This is a genomic window from Pseudomonadota bacterium (assembly GCA_038533575.1).
Lineage (GTDB): Bacteria > Pseudomonadota > Alphaproteobacteria > Rhodobacterales > Rhodobacteraceae > Shimia_B.
Genome location: JBCAYL010000039.1, coordinates 1 through 607 on the forward strand (window position 1 = coordinate 1; position 607 = coordinate 607).

The window sequence follows — 607 nt, forward strand, 5'->3', positions numbered from 1 at the left end:
CTCGCCGACTTCTTCCTGTAGCCCGTCTCGACCGTGCCTCTCTCCCGACCCCTCCGCGCCGGCCAGGTCGGCGGCGGCCCCGGCGCCTTCATCGGCGACGTCCACCGCCGCGCGATGCGCATGGACGGCCTCGCGACGCTCGTCGCGGGCGTCTTCTCGTCCGACCCCGACCGCAGCCGCGCGCACGCGGCGACGCTGGGCGTGGAGCGGGCCTACGGCTCCTTCCAGGAGATGGCCGAGGCCGAGGCCGCCCGCGAGGACGGCATCGAGGTGGTGTCCATCGTGACGCCCAACTGGCTCCACGCGCCCGCCGCGCTCGCCTTCATCGAGCGCGGCATCCACGTCGTCTGCGACAAGCCCATGACGACGACGCTGGAGGACGCCGAGCGGCTCGTCCGGGCCGTCCACGAGCACGGCGTCACGTTCGCGCTGACGCACAACTACACGGGCTACCCGATGGTCAAGCAGGCCCGCGCGATGGTGGCCGACGGCGTGATCGGGGAGGTCCGCAAGGTGGTCGCCGAGTACAGCCAGGGCTGGCTGTCGATGCCCATCGAGCAGGATGGGATGAAGCAGGCCGTCTGGCGGACGGACCCCCAGAAGGCGG

The 607-nt window shown here is 72.3% G+C and carries 1 protein-coding gene; it reads left to right on the top strand.

Annotation, left to right across the window (positions count from 1 at the left end; all coding sequences use genetic code 11):
• Nucleotides 1–33: 33 nt before the first annotated feature.
• Nucleotides 34–607: Gfo/Idh/MocA family oxidoreductase (locus AAFM92_16900; protein MEL7302038.1), on the top strand; the 574-nt coding region annotated here is incomplete at its 3' end.